Raw genomic sequence first — 618 nt, forward strand, 5'->3', positions numbered from 1 at the left:
GCCCGCCCTTCTTTGCGTTCGGTTCAGAAGGCGAGGTCCCGTCAGAAGGTGAGGTCTCGCAGGACCAGGCCCGTCGCCGGTTTCGGGCCGAACGACGTGGACTTCCGGGGCATCGTGACACCCTGCACGGCCAGGTCGCGGACGACCTCTTCCCGTACCGGATGCATCAGGACCGCCGTGCCGCCGTCGCGCTCCGCCTTCTCGACTGTCGCCGCGGTGTCGTGGATGTACGCGATGTGGTCCGGGGTGTCCGGGATCTGCCACACGTGGTCGAGAAGGACGGAGTGCAGGACCGTCGCGTCGAGGGTGCGCCAGGCCTCGGGGTGATCGTTCGGGACCGTGCCCGCGAGGAGGTCCGGGGACGGCCGGTCGACGAGGTGGAAGGCGCCGTCGCCCGCGAGCACGAACGCGTTGGTCTTCGTCGCCGCCTCGGCGAGCGCTTCGAGGGCGTGGTCGAGGGGGCCGTCGACGGTCCGTACGCGGAAGGAGTCCCCGAGGGCGGCGAGGGCGTCCGCCACCGGCAGCCGGTGCAGGTAGCGGTGGATGGCGCGGACGCGCAGCGGATAGCGGGCGGTGTCCACGAGGAGCACCAGGCCGTAGTCCCAGGCGCTCGGCGAG

The 618-nt window shown here is 71.5% G+C and carries 1 protein-coding gene; it reads right to left on the reverse strand.

What is annotated here, in order from left to right; genetic code table 11:
• Positions 1–41 precede the first annotated feature (41 nt).
• Positions 42–618, reverse strand: a 577-nt coding sequence (locus tag AOK03_RS38490) for a DUF1015 family protein (protein ID WP_157869204.1), incomplete at its 5' end; no start/stop codon positions are given.

It is taken from the genome of Streptomyces atriruber (assembly GCF_001418325.1).
Taxonomy (GTDB): Bacteria; Actinomycetota; Actinomycetes; order Streptomycetales; family Streptomycetaceae; genus Streptomyces; species Streptomyces atriruber.